Below are 13806 nucleotides of genomic sequence, written 5' to 3'. Positions count from 1 at the left end.
GCTGCGCGGGCGTTAGCCGACGCGGAGATTATCAGCCGACGACTTGCCGCTGCGGCGGTCGGCGACGATGTCGAACGAGACCTTCTGACCCTCGTTGAGGGAGGAAAGGCCAGCGCGCTCGACGGCGCTGATGTGCACGAACACGTCCTTCTGGCCGTCGTCCGGCTGAATGAAACCATAACCCTTTTGGGTGTTGAACCACTTCACGGTGCCCATAGCCATGGGAATTTCCTTTAGTTAGTTAGAGAGAGTACGCACGTGGACCGGTACGCAGCGTTGCGCCCATAGCCCTGTTCAGTCGATGTTTGGAGAAGTCATCTGAAGCGTGCGCGCCCGTTAGCAACGAGGCGAAGCGGCCCAGTCGTTCGGCCAAGTATCGATGATCACAATATAGCGAGAATTTAGGGCCAGTTCAAGGCACCACCCGCGGCTCGGAACGTCGCAGGACTTTGCTATTTTGCGGTGCAAATTAACCGCCGGGCGCAACTCAGTCCACGATGAAGAGCGTCGCTCCGGTGGCGGTCGAGGACCGGTGCGCGGCGTCGCCGAAATCCGAGACCTGGTAGCTCATCCCCGCCGTCAGCTTGAACCTGCGCCCGTCGCGCAACTCGGAGTCGAGCTCGCCCTTCAGCACGTAGATCACGTGGCCGCGGTCGCACCAATGGTCGGCCAGATAGCCCGGCGAATATTCCACCATCCGGACCCGGAGGTCGCCGATATTGAGTGTGCGCCACTTGGCCTCTCCCGTCTCACCAGGATGCGTGGTCGCCTCGACCTTGCTCCAGTCGGTGACGGTGAAGGGGGAGGTGGGGAGTTTCATGGTAGAGTCCTCTGTCAGCGCCGGCAGAGAGCTGGGCTAGCAATGACGGCGCAAGCAGCGTGCTCTCGCCTCACCCTCGCTGTCATCGCCCGACTTGGCGATCCAGTATTCCAGAGGCCGCCGTATTGAGCCGAGAGGCCGCGGCGTACTGGATTCCCCGCCTTCGCGGGGAATGACAGCGGTGAGGGGCGGCACCGTTCACCCCACCAAAATGTTCGGTCAATATTACTTACCTATATCCGTTTGTCCATGCCCAAAGAAGCATGTGGGCGCGCCGCCGCTGCGGTTGCGGCGCGCCCGCTGCCAGCGTATCTGCTGGCCATGACAGCAGCACAGAACGACCGCTCCGCGTCGACGCCCTCCGTGGCCTCGGCGCATGACAAGATTCTCATCGTCGACTTCGGCAGCCAGGTGACGCAGCTGATCGCGCGCCGCGTGCGCGAGGACGGCGTCTATTGCGAGATCGTCCCGTTCAACAAGGCCGAAAGCGCCTTCAACGAGATGAAGCCGAAGGCGGTGATCCTCTCCGGCGGCCCTGAATCGGTGCACGAGGCCGGCTCGCCGCGCGCCCCGCAACTGATCTTCGATTCCGGCGTGCCCGTGATGGGCATCTGCTACGGCCAGATGACCATGGCGGCCCAGCTCGGCGGCGAGGTCGAGGGCGGCCATCACCGCGAGTTCGGCCGCGCCGATGTCGAGGTCAAGGCCGACAGCCAGCTGTTTGCGGACGTCTGGTCGTCAGGCAGCAAGAACCAGGTCTGGATGAGCCACGGCGACCGCATCACCAGGATGCCGCCCGGCTTCTCCGTCGCCGGCACCTCGCCGAACGCGCCGTTCGCGATCATCCAGGACGAGACGCGCAAATATTACGGCCTGATGTTCCACCCCGAAGTGGTGCACACGCCCGACGGCGCGAAGCTGATCCGCAACTTCGTCCGCAAGATCGCCGGCCTCACCGGCGACTGGACCATGCGCGCCTTCCGCGAGGAGGAGATTGCGAAGATCCGCCAGCAGGTCGGCAAGGGCAAGGTGATCTGCGGCCTCTCCGGTGGCGTTGATTCCGCCGTCGCCGCCGTCCTGATCCACGAGGCGATCGGCGACCAGCTCACCTGCGTCTTCGTCGACCACGGCCTCCTGCGTCTCGACGAAGCCAAGACCGTGGTCGACCTGTTCCGCCACCACTACAACATCCCGCTCGTGCACGTGGATGCCTCCAAGCAATTTCTCGGCGAGCTCGAGGGCGTCACCGATCCCGAAACCAAGCGCAAGACCATCGGCCGCCTCTTCATCGAGGTGTTCGAGGCCGAGGCCAAGAAGATCGGCGGCGCCGACTTCCTGGCGCAAGGCACGCTCTATCCCGACGTGATCGAGAGCGTCTCCTTCACCGGCGGACCCTCCGTCACCATCAAGTCGCACCACAATGTCGGCGGACTCCCTGCGCGCATGAACATGAAGCTCGTCGAGCCCTTGCGCGAGCTGTTCAAGGACGAGGTGCGCAAGCTCGGCCGTGAGCTCGGCCTTCCCGAAATCTTCGTCGGCCGCCACCCGTTCCCGGGCCCCGGCCTCGCCATCCGCTGCCCCGGCGAGATCACCAAGGACAAGCTCGACATCCTGCGGAAAGCGGACGCCGTCTACATCGACCAGATCCGCAAGCACGGCCTCTACGACGAGATCTGGCAGGCCTTCGCCGTGCTGCTGCCGGTGAAGACGGTCGGCGTCATGGGCGACGGCCGCACCTACGACTACGTCGTCGGCCTGCGTGCCGTGACTTCGACCGACGGCATGACCGCGGACTTCTACCAGTTCGACATGAAGTTCTTGGGCGAGACCGCGACGCGCATCATCAACGAGGTGAAGGGCGTGAATAGGGTGGTGTACGACGTGACGAGCAAGCCGCCTGGGACGATTGAGTGGGAGTGATTTTATGCTGTTTCGTCGCCATGGCGGCCACTCCGTATGTTCTGAAATTGAGACCGAATTTTTTGGGAAGGTGCCGGCACCGCGGTGTGCAGGGTCACTGCCCTCCCGTCGGTGCCGGACGTAGCCACTGCAAAAGCAGCCGGCTTGTTTACATGTTCAGCATACGGCCGCCGTCCACGACGATCTCGCTGCCGACCGTCCAAGCCGAATCGTCAGACGCGAGATAAACCACCGCCTTGGCGACTTCCGCCGCGCTGCCGAAGCGGCCGGCCGGGATCCCTGCGATGATGTCTTTGTTGATCTGCTCGCGATAAGCATCGGGAACGCCAAGCTTGTCGTAGAGCGGTGTGTCGATCGGACCGGGGCTGACCGCGTTGAATCGGATGCCACGCTGCAGGAGTTCCGCGGACAGCGTCTTCGACAGGTTGAGGAAGGCCGCCTTGGTCGCTCCGTAAACCGACGAGGTGGCGGCGCCGACATGCGCGCTGATCGAGGTGTTGAGTACAACCGACGCCGGATTGGCGAAGATGGGCAGCAGTGCCTGAATCAGGAAGTACGGCCCCTTCACGTTGATCGCGAAGATCCGGTCGAAAACTTCCGGGGTCCACGCTTCGATTGGCTGCCAGATCGAGATGCCGGCGTTGAGGAAGGCGACGTCCAACTGGCCGTAATGCTCCTTCACCGCAGCGGCGAGCGCCTGCTGCTCTTCGACGCTCGCGCTGTCGGCCTTGATGACGGGAACTTCGGAGCCCAGGATCGACTTGGCCTGTGCGATTGTCTCAGGGTTGTTGCCCGTTACGATGACGCGCGCGCCCTCGTTCAGGAACTGTTTGGCGGCTTCGAGGCCGATCCCCGTTGTGCCGCCGGTGATGAGGGTGCGCTTTCCATTAAGTCGCGTCATGTGTATCGCCCTTATATTTGAATTCATTGCTATGACCCAAAGTGTCGGCCATGGTCGCGCCAAGTCCTGTTGGGTATCTGGTAAATAGGCGCCACGCAGGCTTCGAGCGCGCCGGATCCGCTCAATATCTTGCCCAATTATCTCAATGTGCTCCCGGCAACCACACCACACAGGCACTGCTCGTTGATGAAGTGGATCATCGAGCAGCGCAGAATCATCTGGATGAGTTGATTGCTGCCGGGTCATTGACCGTTCGCGGCCTAGCTAGCGAGACATAGGCAGTCTGCAGCCCCAAGCCGTTCCAGCCGTGGAAGCTGGATCGCGCGCCTTGTCGAGCCTCAGTTCGGCGGTGCCATAGCGCGCCTCTGTCGGCCAAAGGTCGTAGAACGTCGAGGCGGCAAGGGCGGGCGTGCCAGGTCTGGAGGTGGCGCATGAACTCGTCGGTTGACCAACTTCCGATCCCAATCTCACGGTCGGAGGTGATGTTGCACACCTTTCACCTCTGTGGGATCGCTCGTCGGGCGGACGGTTTCCATGTGGCCCGGCGTATGGCATTCAGCGCAATGGACAGGGCGTTCGATCGGATAGCGCCTCGGTGCCATTCCGCAGACCGGTTGGGGGCCTTAACAGGCTAAGGCTGCGCGGCAGGGCGTGCCACCGGATGTTGGCGGCGATGCCATAGCTCAGCCCGGTGCGACTGTTGCAATGATGGCTCATGGCCACCGCCTGGGCGATGACGGGCACGTCCGATGGACCGGTCGGTTCGGGTCGTCAGGCGACGTGCGAGACGACGTCGAAAGCGCGCGTCTCGGACCGCCCGGCTAGGAACGGCAGGGTCAACGGCCGATTGGCCGCCATGTGCGGCGAATTGCGGTGCGCGGCGAGGGCATCCTCGTCCTCGTAGATTTCGACGAGCGTGTAGCCGTCCGGCGCGACCCGCGACCGAAAAAGCGCGTAAAGGCTGTTACCCGGTTCGTTGGCACGCACCGCCGCCGCCTGGATGGCGAAGGCGCGCTCGAACTCTGGGCCGCTGCCCGCCTTAACTGTGAGTTCGATCATTATTCCGATCATCATTTGCCCCAACCTGAAAGGGTATGGCATACTCGGCACCCTGTCGTGGTGCCGGGGATGCCGCTAGCCGCCTACACCTGCTTGATGAACTCCTGCGTGGTGATGGCATTGGCGTAGAAGGGTGCGATTTCGGCGAGGAAATCTTCCTGCTGCTTCTTCGTGTAGCCCGCCGAGGCATCCCAGACGACGTTGGTGTGATAGCCGAGGTCGTGCTCGTTGCGCATCGAGGATTCGACGCACTGGCGCAGCGAGAAGCCGGCAAGATAGATGTCGAAGATTTCGTTGTTGCGCAGATAGCCGTCGATCGTGGTGCCGACAAAGACGCTGCTGCCTCCGGCGCGCTCGCGCACGACATGTTCGCCCGCGGCCGGTTCGAAGCCGGGGAAGAAATCGGCCTGCTCGCCCAGGAACGAGCTATAGGTGCGCATCATGCTGCGCAGCCCGTACTTACCATCGCCCAGCACCTTGTATTCCGGCTCGAACTTCAGCGAGGCGTGGAGGACATGCATACCGCGTCGGCGGGCCTCAGCGAGGATGATCTTCGAATTGGCGATCGCGGTGTCGACCTGCTCCCTAGCGCGCCATGCTGCCGAAGGTGGTCGCGGAACAGCTCGGGATAGGTGTCGACGACGGCGTTCCTGACGCTCGACCGATCGGCGAGCGCCGCACGCCATGCGTTCACGCGCGGCAGGCCGTCGAAGATCGCGGTCGCTGCCGCTGGGTCGATGATCCCGAAATAGCGGAAGAGCGGGGCATAGACGGCATCGACCATGCCGAAATTGAGGCCGGCAAAATACGGCCCTTCGCCCAGTTCCGCCTCCAGTTTGCGCAGCTTGTCGCGGAACGCGGTGCGCCGAGCGTCAGCGGTTGGAGCGTCCACGGCGTGGAGGAACTGCCAACCGTCGGCCATGGTCTGGGTTGCGAACTCGATCCAAGCGCGGTGCCGAGCGCGGACGAGAGGATCCTCAGGGTACATCGAGGCACCGTCTTGCGTTTCGTTCAGATATTCGCAGATCACCATGCTTTCGAAGAGAACCGCATCCTCTCCGTTGGGCTGTCGCACCTTCAACACCGGGACCTAGCCGGTCGGCGATAGCGCCAGAAACCAGTCAGGCTTAGCCGACAGGTCGACGTTTATACGCTCGAACGGCACTCCCTTTTCCAACAGCGTTATCGCGGCGCGCTGGACGAATGGGCAGAGCGGGTGACTTATGAGGGTTAGGTTTGTGTCGGTCATGGGCTGGCCCTTTGTCGAAATGATCAATCCAGGCGCCGCTGCCGCAGTGCCGGTCCGATATCAGACAAATAGTTCCCGAACGCTCCGCCCGCCCGCCCGATACTCTCAATATATTGCCCAATTGTCTCAAGGGGCTTGCTCGGAGGTTGAATGGTGTCATAATAAGACCATGACCGATCATCTTCAGCCCCATCTCAACCTTGCCCTGCGCCACGCGCGATCGGGGATGACTGTGACGCCGATCCCCCGTCTCGAGATCGGAGTAGGTCAGACGACGTCCGGCACATCGCCCTGCCTATACCGCTCGATGATTTGCTTCATCTTGCAAGGTTCAAAGGACGTAACTATCCATGACAACCTGCATTGCTACGGTGCTGAGCAGTATCTGGTCAGCGCTTTGGACTTGCCGCTGAGCGGCCAAATCTACGACGCTGGCCATGGCCGACCGTATGTCGCAGTTTCGCTCGTTCTCGATCCTGCATTGCTTGCGCAAATTGCTTCCACCATGCCGCCAATACGCGACACTGACGCACCGGGCAGCGGTATCGCGATCAACCCAATGACGCCCCAAATTCGCGAAACATTGCTACGACTGCTTGCGCTGCTCGACACGCCGAGCGACATCCCCGTCTTGGCTCCAATGGCTGAACGCGAATTGCTCTATCGTCTCTTGCAGGGACCGCAGGGACGCCTGCTGCGTCATATTGCTCGGCCTGAAGGAGCGCTTGGTCGGATCCGGCGTGCAGTTGAGTGGATCCGAGACCACCATAACACTCGGTTGCGGATCGAAGACCTGTGCGATGCAAGTGGCATGAGCCGCGCCAGCTTGCACCGCCACTTTGTCGCACTGACTGGACTTAGCCCGATCCAGTACCAGAAACAGATCCGGCTGCAGGAGGCGCGGCAGTTGCTGCTTGCCGGTGGGAACAGCGCCTCCGACGTGGCATTCGCGGTCGGCTATGAAAGTGCCTCGCAGTTCAGTCGAGAATATCTTCGGCAGTTTGGAGCACCGCCCGTTCGCGACCTGCGTCGGCTTAGACAGTCGATCGAGAACCCCGCAATTCACTGATCGTTGCGTCGCCGCCAGACCACGTGCGCTGACACCTTGTCGCGCATTCTGCCCGAATTGCGAGCTACCTAGTTTGCGCGTACATCAACTTGAACGCCGCGCCCGGGAAAAGCCCCGATCTGTCGCCATGAAGCGCTGGATCATGGGAACTATCAATTTGGACGGCTCGGACACCCCTTGGCCGGTTTCGTGAGCAAGTGCCTCGGCGTAGGCGACTAGGTCGCGATGGACGGTGGCGGGCAGCTCTAGGGTCACTCTCACCGACTTCTCATCTTGAATTGCGCCGAGCTTCAGCTTCGTCATCTCACGGTCCGTAGGGTTCGAGGATCAGGTCGCGCGTGACGATCACGCGCACGGGAAAGCCCGGACGGATGGTGAGCGTCGGCGCGATGTTGAGCTGGCGGCGGACGATCTGCTGGCCTGCGTCGTTGATCGTGTCCTGACCGCCGTTGTGGATCGCCTGGATCAGCCGATCGTTGTCGTTGGGGTTGATCCAGATCGTAGGCCCAATCGTCGGCCTGTTGCTCAATAGCGCCGACAAGGGCGCATGGCCGGCACTTCTGGCTGCGACCGGCAAGGTGGAGCCCGGAGGCTATTACGGTCCTACCGGCTTTGGCGGAATCCGCGGAGTAGTCGGCGAAGCAAAGCGCGCGCCGCACGCCGAAGATCCCGCGCTCGCGAAGCGGCTCTGGGACGTCTCCATCGCCATGACCGGCATCGATCCAGGCTTGCCGGCCGCCTGACGTCACTCACCAGATCAACGCTGCGAAGCCGTGGCTTCCAGGCGCTGCGATGCGCCTCATGCATCGTCACGCTACATCCGCGTGATCTTCGATGCGGCATCCGCGCTCAAAGATGGCGCAGTTTGCGCAAGTCTTGGCGCCGTCTGTCAATGCCGCAGGTCCGGCGCCGACCTATCTTCCTCACACAAGCAAGGAAGGTGACATATGTTCGATCGCAACAAAAAATCCGCTCTCGTCACGGGAGCATCATCCGGCATGGGCAAGGAGATCGCAAAGCGGCTGATCGCCGACGGCTACCAGGTTTACGTGGCTGCCCGGCGTGTGGCCGAGATGGATGACCTGAAGGCGCTCGGGGCGCATCCGCTCCGCATGGACATCGCCAGCGAGGCCGATATCGTTGCGGCGGTCGATACGATGATGGCGCAGACGGGCGGCGTGGACGTGCTGGTCAACAATGCCGGCTTCGGCCTTTATGGGCCGATGGAGGAGATCAGCATGGAGGAGGCGCGATACCAGTTCGAGGTGAATGTCTTCGGCCCCGGTCGGCTGACGCAGCTGTTGCTGCCGGCGATGCGCGCAAAAAAGGCCGGCCGGATCATCAACATCACGTCGATGGGTGGCAAGATCTACACGCCGCTGGGCAGTTGGTATCATGCCACTAAACATGCGCTGGAGGGCTGGTCCGATTGCCTGCGTCTCGAACTCGCCCCACTGGGCATCGATGTGGTCGTCATCGAACCCGGCTTGATCGAAACGGGATTTGGCGACGTGGTGGCGGACAGCCTGCTCAAGCGTTCCGGCACCGGGCCGTATGCGGAGCTGACCCGAGCGGTCGCGGCCGGAACCCGCGACACCTATGGCAAGGGAAGGACCAGCCACCCGCGCGTGATTGCGGATGTGGTCGGCAAAGCAGTCGCCGCCGCTCGTCCGCGCACCCGCTACGTCAGAGGGAAGTTCGGTGCGCTGCTGATCGCGATGCGCACATGGCTGGGTGACCGCATGTTCGATCGCATCATCCTCAGCCAGCTCCCGAAGGGAGCGTGAGCGTCATGCGGCCCGCTCCCGCTGACCGGTGCAAGGTGCCGCATGGATTGTGGCATGCGGTGGAGGCGATCGGCATCCCGCCCTCGGCGCTGCTGCGCCAGGCGCGGCTGCCGGTCACGCTCCCCCAGACCGGGCAAGTCATCACGACTGCGCAGTATTTCGCGCTGATGCGGGCGCTGGAGACGCTGTCCGACGATCCCGCGGTTGGCCTCAAGATCGTGCGCAGCGCCGACACGGCCGTCCATCCGCCTTCCACGCTCGCCGCCTTTTATGCCCGCGATCTGCGCGACGGGCTCGAACGGCTGGCACGGTTCAAGCGGCTTTGCACGCCGGAGACCCTGCAGGTCACCGACGGTCTGGATGGGGGACGGCGCAGCTGCACCGTGGGAATGTCATGGTTTCACGCCAGCGAGGCCGAGCCGTCGGTGAGTGTGGACGCGACCTTTGCCACGCTGATGGAGCTGGCACGCCGCGGCACGGGCACTGACGTACGACCCTTGCGCGTAGACCTCGCCCGGCCCGGCGCACGAAGCGCTGCCCACGAAAGCTATTTCGCCGCGCCGGTCCGGCTCGGCGCGCCGCGCGACCTTCTCGTGCTCGACGCCGCCGATCTCGATCGACCGTTTCCAGGCTACAACCCCGAGCTGCTCGCCATGCTGACGCCGGCGCTGGGCACCGCGCTCGAGGAGATGCAGGCGCGCTCGCTGAGCGAACAGGTGGTCCTCGAGCTCAAGCGCAGCCTGCCGAGCGGTCGACCGGACGTAAGCGAGGTCGCCCGCCGTATGGGCATGAGCGAGCGGACGTTGCAACGTCGGATCACCGAGGAAGGCCGCAGCTTCCGCGAGCTGCTGGTCGAGGCCCGGCGGGAGCTTGGTCGCCGTCTTCTCAGCGACGAAGCTTTGGAACTTGACGAGATCGCGTTCCTTCTGGGTTACCAGGACGCGACCTCGTTTCATCGCGCCTTTCGCGAGTGGGAAGGCGTCACGCCCGCACGTTGGCGGCAGCTCCGTTCCAATGACGCCACCTACACGGCGCACTGATCTTGAGCAAAGAACGCCAACAGTGCGTCTTTGACGGTAGTGTTGGCGTCCATCTTCGTGGGGTGGCGCCGTAGCAGGGCGCCTGCGCCAGCCCGAAGCTCATCGGACCGCTTCGACAGTAACGCGATGGACCTTGAATTGTGTTACATATAGCCGTATGTAACCTCCATGACCCACATCAGCATCCGTGATCTCCAGAAGATTTCCGGCGAGGCGATCGGGGCGCTGCCGGGGCCGACGCCGGTGAAGTCGGGCGAGCGGACGGTGGGACTGCTGATCCCGCTGAAATCGGCCGATCCCGATCGCTTGGCCGCCGTGTTGAGGCGAGCCGAGAAGCTGGCGAAGGGGCGCGACGCAGCTGCGGACGACGCGGCGCTGGTTGGATTCGGCGACGTCGATCCGGTCGATTGGTCGGTCGCCGCCGTGAAGGCCCTGACCGGCAAGCCGAAGTGAAACTGCCGTCGACGACGATCGTCATCGACGCGGCCATCCTGATTGCCGCGGTTCGGGGCCGAAGCTCCGGCGCGATGCTGAAAGCCGCCGAGGGCACGGTCCTGGTCACGACGGACCGTCTGGTTCAGGAGGCACGCCGACGGATCGAGCTCGGGTTGAAGCGGCCGGAGCTGCTCGATGTGCTCGACGAATTGGCGGAGTTGCTGACGGTTGTCCCCGTCGCCGCCCTGGAGCCTGTTCGCGTTCGCTGCGAGGAAGCCCTTCGCGATGCGGTGCCGAGCCGCAATGGTTCAGTGCGCGACGCGCACGTGCTGGCGCTGGCCTGGAGTGTCGAGGCCGATGTCTGGACGACGGACCGCGATTTTGCGGGAACTGGCGTTGCGACGTGGTCGACGCCGAACCTCATGCGAGCACTTGCCGAAGCCGGCGCGCGCTAGGGGCATGCAAATCATCGCGCAGCCGCCCGGCGCAAACGCTGGATCTCCAAACCGCAGTGCGGTGCTAAGACCTCGCAGTGTCCGAGCATTCAATCGATGAAACGCATTGCCTCGTCCACGTGGGCTGGAGCAGCGAGTTCGAGAAAGATGGCAGGCGTATCGATGTGCCTTTCACCAACGCCTATCTGCTTGAGCAGAATGACGGGCTGCTGAAGTTTTCGGCTGGATTACGGGTGATGAAGTCCAACTGCTCAAGGACCATGGCCTCTTGTGAGGCTTGCCCCGACGGCAGCGCGTCCGCGAGCTTGCACTGATTGGAGAAGCTCGGCGCCGGCCCTTCTGCGGGGCGGTAGGACATTTAGGCGTCTTGAGACCGTATTGTGCCAACGATATCGTCCAAGGACAGTGCCCGCAGGATGCTTAAAACCCTCGATATATGATGATCGAGGCAGCTGGAACCAGCGCACGTTGAAAGCGTTTGCTGCGGGCCGCAGTTGATGTGGGGGCGGAGCTATGTCCGACTTACTGCCCAGCGCGTTGGATCTTGCGCGCTTTCAGTTCGCCTTCACGGTGGTCTGGCATTTCCTGTTTCCCGCCTTCACCATCGGACTGGCGAGCTATCTCGCCGTGCTCGAAGGCTTATGGCTGTGGACGGACCGGGGCGCCTATCTCGATACCTATCGCTATTGGCTGAAGATTTTCGCCGTCGCCTTCGCCATGGGCGTCGTGTCCGGCTTGGTCATGTCATACCAGTTCGGCACGAACTGGTCGGTGTTCGCCGACAGGACGTCGCCGGTGCTCGGACCGCTCCTTGGCTACGAAGTGCTGACGGCATTCTTTCTCGAGGCCGGCTTCCTTGGGGTCATGCTGTTTGGCCTTGGCCGCGTTGGTCCCCGCCTGCATTTCGTCGCGACGTGCTTCGTGGCGGGCGGCACGTTGCTGTCGGCCTTCTGGATTTTGGCGGCGAATTCCTGGATGCAAACGCCGGCGGGACATGCAACCGGGCCGGACGGCCAGTTCATTCCGGAAAGCTGGCTCGGGATCATCTTCAATCCGTCGTTCCCCTACCGTTTCGCCCATACGGTGACGGCGGCTTACCTGACGACCGCGATGATCGTGGGCGCGGTGGGGGCCTGGCATCTCCTGCGGGACAGGATGAACGAACGCGCCCGCATCATGTTTTCGATGGCCATGTGGATGGCCGCAATCGTGGCGCCGATGCAGCTCCTGATCGGCGATCTGCACGGCGTGAATTCGTATCACCACCAGCCCACCAAGGTCGCCGCCATGGAAGGTCATTTCGAGACCGAGCGCCGCGCGCCTTCCATCCTGTTCGGAATGCCGGATGCCGATGCCGGCGTGACGCGCGGCCAGATTGCCATTCCCGGCTTCGCGAGTCTTTACCTCACGCACAGCCTTGATGGAGAGGTCAAAGGGCTGAAGGCGTTTCCGAAGGACACTTGGCCCACCAATATTCCGCTCGTCTTCTGGGCGTTCCGCATCATGGTCGGTTTGGGCATTCTGATGATCGCGCTCGGTGTGGTCTCGCTCATCCTGCGTTGGCGCGACAGTCTGTATGACTCGCCATGGCTGCACCGCTTTGCCGTGGCTATGGGACCGTCCGGGCTCGTCGCGGTTACCGCCGGATGGACTGTGACGGAGGCTGGCCGCCAGCCTTTCACGGTTTATGGACTGCTGCGGACGGCCGACAGCGTCGCGCCGATCGCCGCGCCGGCGGTGGCCGCATCGCTCGCTGCATTCGTCGTGGTGTATTTCGTCGTGTTCGGCGCGGGCATCGCTTATCTGTTTCACCTCTTCCGCCAGGCGCCCGAAGCCGGCGAGCACGGACCGCCGCAAGGCCAGCCGGTGCGCACGGCCGGCATCACGCCGGCGCCGGGGCTCGTCAATCGCGAGACGCACGGAGCAGAACCGAGGCAGGCGAGGATCAGGCCATGAGCATCGACCTCACACTGATTTGGGCGCTGCTGATCGCCACGGCCGTGCTGCTCTACGTGGTGATGGACGGCTTCGACCTTGGCGTGGGCATCCTGTTTCCGGCCGAGGTGGCGAGAGCCGACCGCGATGTCATGGTCAACTCCGTGGCACCGGTCTGGGATGGCAACGAAACCTGGCTCGTCCTGGGCGGTGGCGGATTGTTCGCCGTGTTTCCGCTGGCCTACGCGACGATCTTTCCCGCGCTTTACATGCCGCTCATTCTGATGCTGCTCGCGTTGGTGTTTCGCGGCGTCGCCTTCGAGATGCGGTTTCGGGCGCGGACATCCGCCGGTGAGATCTGGTGGGACCGCGCATTTTCGTGGGGCAGCTTTGTCGCGGCCTTCCTGCAGGGCGTCTGCCTCGGCGCCATCGTGCAGGGCATCCGCGTGGAAGGGCGGGCCTACGCCGGCGGTTGGTGGGATTGGCTGACTCCCTTCTCGGTGCTGACCGGAGTTGCCCTGGTTGTCGGCTACGGCCTGCTCGGCGCGTGCTGGCTGATCTGGAAGACGGACGGCGCCCTTCAGGCACGCTGCCGGAACTATGCACGCGTTCTCGGGTTTGCGACGCTCGGCTTCATCGCGGTCATATCCGTGATGATGGTCATCCAAAGCGCGGCGTTTCGCGAGCGATGGCTGACGCTGCCGAACATGCTTTACGCAGCGCCTGTGCCGATCCTCCTGGCTCTGCTGGCATGGCGCTTTCACCGCGCGCTGGGCAGGGCCGAGGATGTGGCGCCGTTCCTGTGCGCGCTCGGCTTCTTCCTGCTGTCCTATATCGGGCTGGGGATCAGCATGTGGCCGATGATCGTGCCGCCTTCCGTCACGATCTGGCAGGCAGCCACGCATCCCAGCAGCCAGTTGTTCCTGCTCGTCGGGGCAGCGGTGCTGGTGCCGGTGATCCTTGTCTACACGGGCTACGTCTATTGGATATTTCGCGGCAAGGTGCGGCACGGCGAGGGGTATCACTGATGCCGCGTGTGTCTCGGGCCTGGCGGCAGTTGCTGTGGTTCGTTGCGCTGTGGACCGCGGGTGTGGCCACGCTCTTCGTGATCGCATTGCCGATCCGATGGTTGCTGA

14 protein-coding genes and 4 pseudogenes are annotated in these 13806 nt (G+C 63.1%); 10 read left to right on the top strand and 8 right to left on the bottom strand.

Features of this window, described 5'->3' with window-relative positions:
* Window positions 1–12: 12 nt before the first annotated feature.
* Both AC066S_RS10290 and AC066S_RS10285 read right to left on the bottom strand, forming a co-directional pair.
* A complete protein-coding gene (locus AC066S_RS10290) occupies window positions 13–222 on the bottom strand; it encodes a cold-shock protein (RefSeq protein ID WP_008141931.1) in 210 nt (69 codons plus the stop codon).
* Between the two features lie 265 nt (window positions 223–487).
* Window positions 488–820 carry a DHCW motif cupin fold protein gene (locus AC066S_RS10285; protein ID WP_135168429.1) on the bottom strand — a complete coding sequence of 111 codons (333 nt, stop codon included), beginning with the start codon at window positions 818–820 and terminating at the stop codon, window positions 488–490.
* A 321-nt stretch (window positions 821–1141) separates the two neighbouring features.
* Here AC066S_RS10285 and guaA point away from each other — a divergent pair, with 321 nt between their 5' ends.
* On the top strand, window positions 1142–2740 hold the full coding sequence (gene guaA / locus AC066S_RS10280) for a glutamine-hydrolyzing GMP synthase (protein WP_126258692.1): 1599 nt from the start codon (window positions 1142–1144) through the stop codon (window positions 2738–2740).
* Window positions 2741–2888: 148 nt separating this feature from the next.
* On the opposite strand, the gene AC066S_RS10275 is transcribed toward guaA, so the two are convergent.
* The 4 genes and pseudogenes from AC066S_RS10275 to AC066S_RS10260 all read right to left on the bottom strand — a co-directional run bounded on the left by AC066S_RS10275 (window position 2889) and on the right by AC066S_RS10260 (window position 5949).
* Window positions 2889–3641, bottom strand: coding sequence for an SDR family oxidoreductase (locus AC066S_RS10275; protein WP_018323862.1), 753 nt, complete (start codon window positions 3639–3641; stop codon window positions 2889–2891).
* A 771-nt stretch (window positions 3642–4412) separates the two neighbouring features.
* A complete protein-coding gene (locus AC066S_RS10270) occupies window positions 4413–4700 on the bottom strand; it encodes a putative quinol monooxygenase (RefSeq protein ID WP_478269571.1) in 288 nt (95 codons plus the stop codon).
* An 83-nt stretch (window positions 4701–4783) separates the two neighbouring features.
* Window positions 4784–5287 (bottom strand): annotated as a pseudogene (locus AC066S_RS10265) (cysteine hydrolase family protein); the annotation flags it as partial.
* Window positions 5197–5949: pseudogene (locus tag AC066S_RS10260) on the bottom strand (glutathione S-transferase family protein). The pseudogenes AC066S_RS10265 and AC066S_RS10260, both read right to left, overlap by 91 nt.
* 169 nt (window positions 5950–6118) lie before the next feature.
* Between AC066S_RS10260 and AC066S_RS10255 the strand changes: the two are divergent.
* Window positions 6119–7018 carry an AraC family transcriptional regulator gene (locus AC066S_RS10255; RefSeq protein ID WP_126258691.1) on the top strand — a complete coding sequence of 300 codons (900 nt, stop codon included), beginning with the start codon at window positions 6119–6121 and terminating at the stop codon, window positions 7016–7018.
* A gap of 84 nt (window positions 7019–7102) precedes the next feature.
* Here AC066S_RS10255 and AC066S_RS10250 read toward each other — a convergent pair whose 3' ends face one another.
* Both AC066S_RS10250 and AC066S_RS10245 read right to left on the bottom strand, forming a co-directional pair.
* Window positions 7103–7321, bottom strand: coding sequence for a DUF2274 domain-containing protein (locus AC066S_RS10250; RefSeq protein WP_135168431.1), 219 nt, complete (start codon window positions 7319–7321; stop codon window positions 7103–7105).
* 1 nt (window position 7322) lies between these two features.
* Window positions 7323–7583 (bottom strand): annotated as a pseudogene (locus AC066S_RS10245) (TrbI/VirB10 family protein); the annotation flags it as partial.
* On the opposite strand from AC066S_RS10245, the pseudogene AC066S_RS10240 reads away from it, so the two are divergent.
* The 8 genes and pseudogenes from AC066S_RS10240 to cydB form a co-directional block, all read left to right on the top strand.
* Window positions 7504–7761, top strand: a pseudogene (locus AC066S_RS10240) (oxidoreductase); the annotation flags it as partial. The pseudogenes AC066S_RS10245 and AC066S_RS10240 overlap by 80 nt on opposite strands.
* Before the next feature lie 204 nt (window positions 7762–7965).
* On the top strand, window positions 7966–8805 hold the full coding sequence (locus AC066S_RS10235) for an oxidoreductase (protein ID WP_135168433.1): 840 nt from the start codon (window positions 7966–7968) through the stop codon (window positions 8803–8805).
* 5 nt (window positions 8806–8810) lie between these two features.
* Window positions 8811–9845, top strand: coding sequence for an AraC family transcriptional regulator (locus AC066S_RS10230; protein ID WP_478269570.1), 1035 nt, complete (start codon window positions 8811–8813; stop codon window positions 9843–9845).
* A 168-nt stretch (window positions 9846–10013) separates the two neighbouring features.
* Complete coding sequence (locus AC066S_RS10225; RefSeq protein WP_167767366.1) at window positions 10014–10298, top strand: hypothetical protein; 285 nt, start codon at window positions 10014–10016, stop codon at window positions 10296–10298.
* Window positions 10295–10735, top strand: coding sequence for a PIN domain-containing protein (locus tag AC066S_RS10220; RefSeq protein WP_478269569.1), 441 nt, complete (start codon window positions 10295–10297; stop codon window positions 10733–10735). The genes AC066S_RS10225 and AC066S_RS10220 overlap by 4 nt, the downstream gene beginning before the upstream one ends.
* Window positions 10736–10812: 77 nt before the next feature.
* Window positions 10813–11049, top strand: a complete 237-nt coding sequence (locus tag AC066S_RS10215; protein WP_126258688.1) for a hypothetical protein — start codon at window positions 10813–10815, stop codon at window positions 11047–11049.
* 199 nt (window positions 11050–11248) lie between these two features.
* Window positions 11249–12691 (top strand): cytochrome ubiquinol oxidase subunit I, encoded by a 1443-nt coding sequence (locus tag AC066S_RS10210; RefSeq protein ID WP_126258687.1) that lies wholly within the window; start codon window positions 11249–11251, stop codon window positions 12689–12691.
* Window positions 12688–13698, top strand: a complete 1011-nt coding sequence (gene cydB / locus AC066S_RS10205) for a cytochrome d ubiquinol oxidase subunit II (RefSeq protein WP_135168436.1) — start codon at window positions 12688–12690, stop codon at window positions 13696–13698. Before AC066S_RS10210 ends, cydB begins: the two co-directional genes overlap by 4 nt.
* Window positions 13699–13806 lie beyond the last annotated feature (108 nt).

It is taken from the genome of Bradyrhizobium sp. CFUWI (assembly GCF_056429085.1).
The sequence above is the reverse complement of the archived record's forward strand: the minus strand, read 5'-3'. Positions and strand labels throughout refer to the sequence as shown.